Source organism: Maridesulfovibrio bastinii DSM 16055 (assembly GCF_000429985.1).
GTDB classification, from domain to species: domain Bacteria; phylum Desulfobacterota; class Desulfovibrionia; order Desulfovibrionales; family Desulfovibrionaceae; genus Maridesulfovibrio; species Maridesulfovibrio bastinii.
This window is the reverse complement of record NZ_AUCX01000024.1, coordinates 46,437-54,151: the sequence shown is the minus strand read 5'-3', so window position 1 is coordinate 54,151 and position 7,715 is coordinate 46,437. Positions and strand designations below refer to the sequence as shown.

At 41.5% G+C, this 7,715-nt stretch carries 6 protein-coding genes; 2 read left to right on the top strand and 4 right to left on the bottom strand.

Going from position 1 to position 7,715, the window contains the following annotated elements; translation table 11 throughout:
• The 3 genes from G496_RS0112645 to G496_RS0112635 form a co-directional block, all read right to left on the bottom strand.
• The coding region (locus G496_RS0112645; protein WP_169725760.1) for a transposase at positions 1–250 on the bottom strand (250 nt) is incomplete at its 3' end.
• Between the two features lie 77 nt (positions 251–327).
• Complete coding sequence (locus G496_RS0112640) at positions 328–1,485, bottom strand: cation:proton antiporter (RefSeq protein ID WP_027179601.1); 1,158 nt, start codon at positions 1,483–1,485, stop codon at positions 328–330.
• 2 nt (positions 1,486–1,487) lie between these two features.
• Positions 1,488–2,906: an NAD-binding protein gene (locus G496_RS0112635; RefSeq protein ID WP_027179600.1), complete on the bottom strand. Its 1,419-nt coding sequence runs from the start codon at positions 2,904–2,906 to the stop codon at positions 1,488–1,490.
• Positions 2,907–3,475: 569 nt separating this feature from the next.
• Between G496_RS0112635 and G496_RS0112630 the strand changes: the two genes are divergently transcribed.
• Positions 3,476–3,901 (top strand): hypothetical protein, encoded by a 426-nt coding sequence (locus G496_RS0112630; protein WP_027179599.1) that lies wholly within the window; start codon positions 3,476–3,478, stop codon positions 3,899–3,901.
• A 192-nt stretch (positions 3,902–4,093) separates the two neighbouring features.
• The gene (locus G496_RS19675) at positions 4,094–4,393 is read left to right on the top strand and encodes a TIGR03905 family TSCPD domain-containing protein (protein ID WP_084407566.1); all 300 of its coding nucleotides are present in this window, start codon (positions 4,094–4,096) and stop codon (positions 4,391–4,393) included.
• Between the two features lie 116 nt (positions 4,394–4,509).
• On the opposite strand, the gene G496_RS19670 is transcribed toward G496_RS19675, so the two are convergent.
• On the bottom strand, positions 4,510–7,527 hold the full coding sequence (locus G496_RS19670) for a hypothetical protein (RefSeq protein WP_034633213.1): 3,018 nt from the start codon (positions 7,525–7,527) through the stop codon (positions 4,510–4,512).
• Positions 7,528–7,715: the final 188 nt, after the last annotated feature.

Here is a 7,715-nt window from a genome sequence, read left to right as displayed (position 1 = left end):
GTATTTCTTTGACAAGACGCCTCTCACTGCGAATTCCAAATATATACCCAATAAATAACATCTTAAAAAGAACAACTGGATCAATTGCTGGACGACCATTGTTCTCACAGTAAAGATGCTTGGTCTTCTCTCGAATAAATGAAAAGTCGATAAACTTATTTATTTTTCGAAGTAAATGGTTTTCAGGAACCAGCTCTTCAATTGTTACTAGCTCAACAGTGACTTGCTTTTGATCAGAATTTTTTAACATGCAAATAATATAAAAAAGTCCCCGCCAAAAGGCGAGGACTTTGTCATCAATCTGAAACCCTTTCAAGGGTTTTTCTATTAAACAGAACGTCTGGAAAGCTTGCTGAATTTATTAAACAGAACCGGTCCGGTGATACAGGTCACCAGAGCTAGCAGGATAATAGAATCCTTTGTCTGGATATTGATATACCCTTCCTGAAGACCAACAGCAGCGGCAGCTATGATGAGGCTTAGACGGGAAGAAAGCAGAGCCCCGGCTCTAAGCCCTTCAGATAATTTCATTCCCCATAACGGAAAAATCAGACACGGAACAAACTTTACCAGCAACGAAGCTGCAAAAAGTTGCATCGTAAAAAATATTCTTTCCGGAGTCAGAATATTCTGAATTTCAAATCCCATTCCAACGTTTATAAAAAACATTGGAATCAGAAAGCCAAAACCGATGACTGAAATTTTTGATTCAAGATTTTCCTTTTTACGCAAAACAAATGACAGGATGCACCCGCCCATAAAAGCCCCGAGAACCGGCTCAAGATGCACTATTTCTGAAAGACAGATAAAGAGAAACAGCAAAGCAAGTGAAACCCTGACACCCTGTTCCTGAAGGGTTTCAGTGAGCAGAAGCTTTTCTGCTTTTTCAGGATTCCACCACGCCCACAATCTGGCAGACCATAGCAGAACAGCAAAAGCCACAAAAAGGGGCAGAGGAATCAGCAGATCAATTCCAACTCCTTTCTGCATCCATAGTACATAAAAAGTGATTCCCAGAAGCGTGATAAAATCAGCAATTGTCGCTGCGATGAGAACTCTTTGTCCAAAGTCGGAGCTTTGAATTCCGGACTCTTTCAATATCGGCATGACCAGACCAAGTGAGGTTGTGGAAAGCACCAGAGCGATAAAAACACTTTGAGAGAGAAAGACCGCACACAACCACGCTATAATAATAGTCAACCCGAACAGCATGCCATGAAAGCCCATGGCTTTGCGCCCCTGACCTTTCAGCAGCTTGAAATCAATCTCCATTCCAGCCTGAAACATAAGGACGAGAAAACCCAGATGGGCCAGAAACGGAAGCCAGTCGCCCTCCATTTCCAATCCAAGAAAACTGCGGCCGATAACTACTCCGAAGAGAATTTCCCCGACAGATGACGGCAAGCCTATCCTACGGCTTATTCCGGGCAGCAGAGCTGCAGCCATTGCGATGATGAAGAGTCCGGTTTCTGCGCTAACTGTCATATCTAAAACGCCATCAGCAGGACTGAACATTCAGCCGATGCAGCAATATTTTCACCGACATTTGGAGAAAGAAGTCCCCGGTCGCGGTTATTACTGCCGACAATCATAAGCCCGAAATCAGAACTCATTGCGGCAATCTCTTTGACAGGATTCCCTTTGCCGATGACAACATCAAACCTTACTTTATGAACATGGCTGAGTTCATTGACTCTTGCCAGCACCCTGTCCTTCCACTCGCTGGTACCATCACCGGTTATAAAATCAGGTTGTTCAACGATGGCGATAGTAATCTCACCTCCCATTTGTTTACTGATATCAACTGCCGTTTCTACAGCAAGCTCAGCCATAGCCGAACCATTGAAAGGAACCAGAAATTTTTCATAGGGAACTGTTCCCCTTGAAATAAGCAGAGGACGATCAATTTCATTGGAAAGCCTGACATAATCTGGTCTGCCGAAGCTTTTCAAAAGTTTTTTCTCAAAAACTTTTGTAACCACCATTCCATAACTTCCACGCCGGCATTCAGATCTTATTATCTCAGGAATTGTCCCTTCAGCAGATTCCATGGCCACATTCAAATTATCAGGCCATGTGGCTATATGCTCCACATATCTGTCTTCAGGTTCAGCGTTTAAGAGAGTTACATGCTTGATATGAATATTCTGGGCCAGATATAAAGCCTCTGTCGCTTCCGGGGCAACGCCCTCCCGTTTTTCTGAATCACGCAGGGCAACAAGAATACCTGAACCGTATGCAAGAGGAAAACGGGGAAGTCCACATTCAAGTATTCCGCATACAGTCTGAAAAATTGAAGTATCACCAATTATTACCAGTCGGTCTTCATCACTGATCACCGTATCTGTTTTTGGAAAAATGAGTTTCTCTCCACGAAATATCGCTGCAAGGCGCGCTCCCCTGCGTCTTAAAAATCCTGCCCTCTTGCCCGAAACGGAAGGATGATCTGAGACTTTTACTTCCATTACATTGGCAGGCCCGAGACCAAGAGGTGTAACTCTCATTCTGGGGTCCTGCAGATAATGATAAAGCTGCCCGGCAGCCAGACTGCTCATTCTAATGACATGAGTGCCTTCATGTCTGAGAGCCGCAGCAATTTCAGCATCTTTTATAAAAGCTGAGATGTGATTGACTCCGTACTTTCCGGCGAGTTCAGCAATAACCGAGTTAACTTTATCGTCAGCGGTAAGAGCCAGAACATAATCATAGTTACCGGCATCAAGCTTTTCCATAACGGCTGCACTGGATGCGTCTTCGACATGAGTATTTACGATATCCGGAAATATGGATGCCGTTTTTTCAAGCTCCTCAGAAGATTTGTCCACCAAAGTAACTTCCCAGTCATCACCAAGCTGCTTCAACAGTTCCCGGGCGATACTCCCAGCTCCGCAGATTAATAACTTCATAATTGCACATACTACCTGTAAGGGCTTTTTTACCCTGATTATGGAGTTTCAAATTTCACTTATGATTAAACATTACACCTTTTATACCTTTCAAGTAAAATCAAAAATTTGGCAAGCTTCCTTTTTGTGGAGAACAAAATGCAGAATATCTCAGTTTAGTAATCATATTGTAACCGCCGTGTAATGATGTGCAGCGGATGAATGCTAAAAGAAAACACCACTACCGGATGACTATATGACCCAATAAGCAACTATCAAATCTGGCGGCAATACGCCAAACCTGTCCCAAATGTCCGGATTGAAAACGCTCCCATCCTTAAATAAGGCTGGGAGCGTTTTCAATATTCTACCGCATATAACCATCGACGCCCCCAAAAATACCGAATAAAAACCAATTTTAATAGATTATTCTATAAAAATATTTTTTTAGAAGCTAGACCTTCAAAGTCCTAAAACTAATAACTGCTGTCATAAAATCTTTTAATCATTTCAAATAGAATAGATTTATTGTTATTTATAGTTGAAAACATTTTTTATAAATTATAGGATAAAAAAACAGGAGAGGCTGGATGTCTATTCTGACAGCAAACAAAAGAGAAATCTTTCGCAAAGAATTTCTGGACCCGCTTATGCAGACTTCCAGCAACAGTACTCTGGGCCGTATTAAAAGCCCGAGTTCTCCGATAATTGAAACTATAAACAATATACTTTCATGGCATAAATTCTCATCAAATATTCCATCAAGAAAGTTGATCATCTACTCTGATCTTCTACAAAATTCAGTGCATTGCTCTGATTATCCCAGTCAGAAAATAGTCAGATTTAAATCTGCCGGATGTCCTGAAATCGGGAATTTAAGCAATGTCGATGTTGAAATATATTACATTTTGAGAGCAGGTAAAGAACATCTTCAGACCCCTGAACACCGAGATAAATGGATGAATCGCTTACTTACGGCGAATGCCTCTTCTGTCCGTTTTCATGATGTTCTTTAAGCTCTTAAATAGGGCCTCCTGCACCCAAACAGGAGGCCCGTTTTCGTGCCTCAGAAAAAATCCCTAAAATTGAAGTTCAAGCTCTCCATATTGACAGTGTGGAATCCATGCCTATATTTTATGCTTCCGGCCATTAAATCTTTCAGCCCGGACCGGCTGAATTCAATATTAACTACTGAGAGAAAAATAATAATGAATCTTAACGAAATAAAACTAGATCAATCATCACGCCCAGATGCTGACGACTCCGATATTTTTGTTCCACAGGGAGTCTGTTCAAAACTTATCAGATTCAGAGTTGAAAGTGGAAAACTCCACGACGTTTCTTTTACCGGAGGATGTGACGGTAACCTGAAAGGAATAGGTAAACTGGTTGAAGGAATGCCGGTTGAAGAGATTGTTGAAAAATTGTCTGGAATTCGTTGCGGCAATAAAGAGACATCCTGTCCGGACCAGCTTGCACAGGCAATCAGCCCTTACGCACAAAAATAACAACAGACCCCAAAATAGATAATAAAAAACTCCTGTTTAAAAAAGCGGGAGTTTTTTATTACTGCTAAAGCATAAATAGTTGCATAAAAACGGTTAGGTCCAATTTAAAATAGGACTCAATTTATTTTCTGCCGGTCATCCATAAGGCAAAATCTCATACGTTTTTTTATTTCATTCAGATAGTCGCGATGCTTAAGAAGGTAGAAAGAAAGAGCTTTGGAAAAATTCTTCCCGACAAGTCCATCTACAAACATTCTGGCCACTGTTTTTTCCTGTGATAAAACCATCTGATAGGCAAAGAAAATCCGCCTTTCATCCTCACTCATTGAGCAGATTGTAATCTGCAGGAAATCCGAAGCCCTTGGCTGGTAGTATCTGAAATACATTAGATCAAGAGCATTAGCTACAATGGTTGTAGCCGGGACAACGCAATCAGGACCGGCAACATCAACTATCTTCTCCGGCTGTTCAAAAATATCCAGCATATTCAACTGGGGATTTGAAACTTCCAGAGCTGAAAAAGTATCAAAAATCTGGTGTAATTTCTCGGAATAATCCCAACGGCGCAATTTGATATTCTGATTACGATCAGCAATACCTTCAATAATTCCGGCAACACAATCCGAAGCAAGTTTTGAAATAACAGCCGCCCACAATTGCAGAGTGACATCCACATCAGCATGCCCGGCTGAAATAAGAACTAGCCCAATAATCCAGTTGAAAACCAGAGCAATAGGTATGGAAAGTACACTTCTGAAAAAGTTTGCTGCCGCAGCACTGGATGGAAGACCTCTGAATATATTATGCCCTGTTATATACATCCCATTAGTCAGGGCCATTATGGAATATAAAATCAAAGGAGCAGTTGTCGTATCAATCCCGAATTGATCCTTGAGGAGCAGAGTCTTACAAAGCCAGTCCAGAAGAGGAACTGAAAATCCTGTATAAAAAAGAGAATCAGCAATCCTATCCCAGCTTACATATTCGTTCCATGGCAGAAATGGTGATCTTTTAAATCCTCCACCGCCCAGAACAGCCTGAATAATATTTCTGACACCGGTAATGCCGAACCAGATAAAAGCACCAAGATATGCCAGAACCCACCAGTCTTTGGTCAGCGAAAAAGTCAGAAAGGCTGGAATAAAACCGCAAAGGACTTTTGAAATATTAATCAGATTTCTATTTAAATACCGGAAAGACCTTCTTGGTTTTACAGGTTTATCGTCATCGAAAAGGTCAAAATCATTTCCAAGTTCATAATTGATACCCCCCAGAGGGACCAGATTACCAGTGCCTTCATCAATTATTTCAAAATCTTTCACTTCCCAGAGCTTATCTACCCGGCAATATAAGGAACGTACCAGCGGAGCCATATAAAATGGTTTCAATAATCTGCGCAAACCTGTGGCATGGCTGGGCGGGACAAACTCTTTTATGAAAGAAATTTTACCCTGTGCCGGTATAAATTTATTCTTGGATTTCGCTTCCTTCTGAGCTTTACGTGGAAGAGTTTCAAGGACAACGAAGCCCATACCGATATTTCTACTGGACTGCCCGGTTGAACCTGAACCTATGGAAGTTCGCAGCGGAGAAAATTTGTAGAATGATCTTAATGAATCAAAATCATCCAGTATTTCCAGCAATCTTAATTCTCTGGCCGGATCTTTTTCCTCTTCAGAGCGGATGCCATCGATACAATCATGTATAATTCTCTTTAAAACAACAGCATTCTGCTCATTCAAAGCCTTCTGAAGACTGTTGAAAGGCAGTCTGTCCAGCAATGAAGAACCTTGATAAGTCTTGATACTGAATGTTTCGAAATAGTTGATCTTGCCTTTACAATCATAAATAATTTCAATTACATCAGCGACACTCAACCCGGAAAGTATCAAAGTCAGATCAGAAGAATGGGATATATGATGAATTCTGTCTGAGAGTTCCTTTGGCGTCATCCTTAAAAGCAAAGGTTCATTCTCAGAGTTGCCCGGTTTGTCAGGATCAGGAAGTTCCGTATTTTCAGAAGGCTGCAGATATCTGGCAACAATTGTATCAGCATCAAGAGATTTCAAGGACTCTACGTGCATAGCTATCTCAGCCTGCCTGTCGTAGGAAGCTTCCGGATACTCTTTCTTAAACGCCTTCACCTTTTCTATAAATAAAGGCAGGGCAAGACGATGAATATACTTACCGAGATGCAGCACCGAAGGTTGCAGACAATCTTCCGAGCGGACCATTTCATCAAAATCGATATGTGGGAGACTAATCCCGAATTCCTGTTCAATAGATGCCCTATGCTTGGAATTAAAAAGGGCGGCAAGATCCTTCACATAATCAGTTGTTTTCTGCTGAGCTTTTTTTCCGTCCTCCATAAGGGCCGACACACCGGGATGACTGAAAAAGGACTCGATATCACTTTTGTCCCTCAGTTTTGACGGAGTCCAGTCAAGCTTTACAAATCTTCCTCTGAACACTGATTTAAATTCAATTGCAACCTGAACAGTTATACCCAGTATTGCTGCGGAGCTGAATAATTCTTCAAGAACCTTGCGATCCACATAATTATAATAAACAACCGTTAATCTTCGTATGCCTTTAATCCATGCATCCATCATCAAGTGGGTAGCAGATTTGCGCCCTTTGCTGTTTGCATCATGAACACGGTTGTCAAAAGAGACCTGATTCCAATCCTCTGGCATCTCAAGCAGATGATATTTGCGCAGCTGATCCCTAACAAAACTGGGCCGTCCTGAAGCAACGGATCTGAAATCGTGGGCAAACTCCAGCTGTCGTCCGGGGTTTCCTTTGGAACGTATCAGTTCTTTAATAATCTGAATCATTACCCGCGCACGATTAAGACGCAACTGTCCCTTGGAACTGCTGAAAACTTCATCCCGCAATGCGGTTAAAGCATTGATCCGTTCTGTGGCTTTCCTTGAATTAAGCGACTCCAGCAGATGCACAGTTGCATATGCGATACGCAATCCGGAAGAAGCCGCCAACTCCTTGATTCCATGCGGACGTAAATAAGGAGTAAGCAGAGTTTCAACCTGACCACTATCCAGATCACTGTTCAGGGCATCGTTAAGTAACTCCAGCAATCTGTAATCATTGGCATCAAAAAACAAAGTTCTCATTAAAAAGTGGCTCCAACGCAAATAGATATTAGCTTGATGACAAAATAAAAACAGGTAAATCAGCTAATTAAACAGTATAGAACTTATTTTGCAGAGTCCAGACATATAAAACGACTAATTTTTGAGAAATCAATATAGCACAGCATATAGATATGCTCATCATGCCCAAATGGTAATATACGGATATA

Excerpts from the sequence above, each read along its gene's own strand:
- G496_RS0112635 (WP_027179600.1), bottom strand. The coding sequence starts at position 2,906 with ATGAAGTTATTAATCTGCGGAGCTGGGAGTATCGCCCGGGAACTGTTG.
- G496_RS0112640 (WP_027179601.1), bottom strand. The coding sequence starts at position 1,485 with ATGACAGTTAGCGCAGAAACCGGACTCTTCATCATCGCAATGGCTGCA.
- G496_RS19675 (WP_084407566.1), top strand. The coding sequence starts at position 4,094 with ATGAATCTTAACGAAATAAAACTAGATCAATCATCACGCCCAGATGCT.
- G496_RS19670 (WP_034633213.1), bottom strand. The coding sequence starts at position 7,527 with ATGAGAACTTTGTTTTTTGATGCCAATGATTACAGATTGCTGGAGTTA.
- G496_RS0112630 (WP_027179599.1), top strand. The coding sequence starts at position 3,476 with ATGTCTATTCTGACAGCAAACAAAAGAGAAATCTTTCGCAAAGAATTT.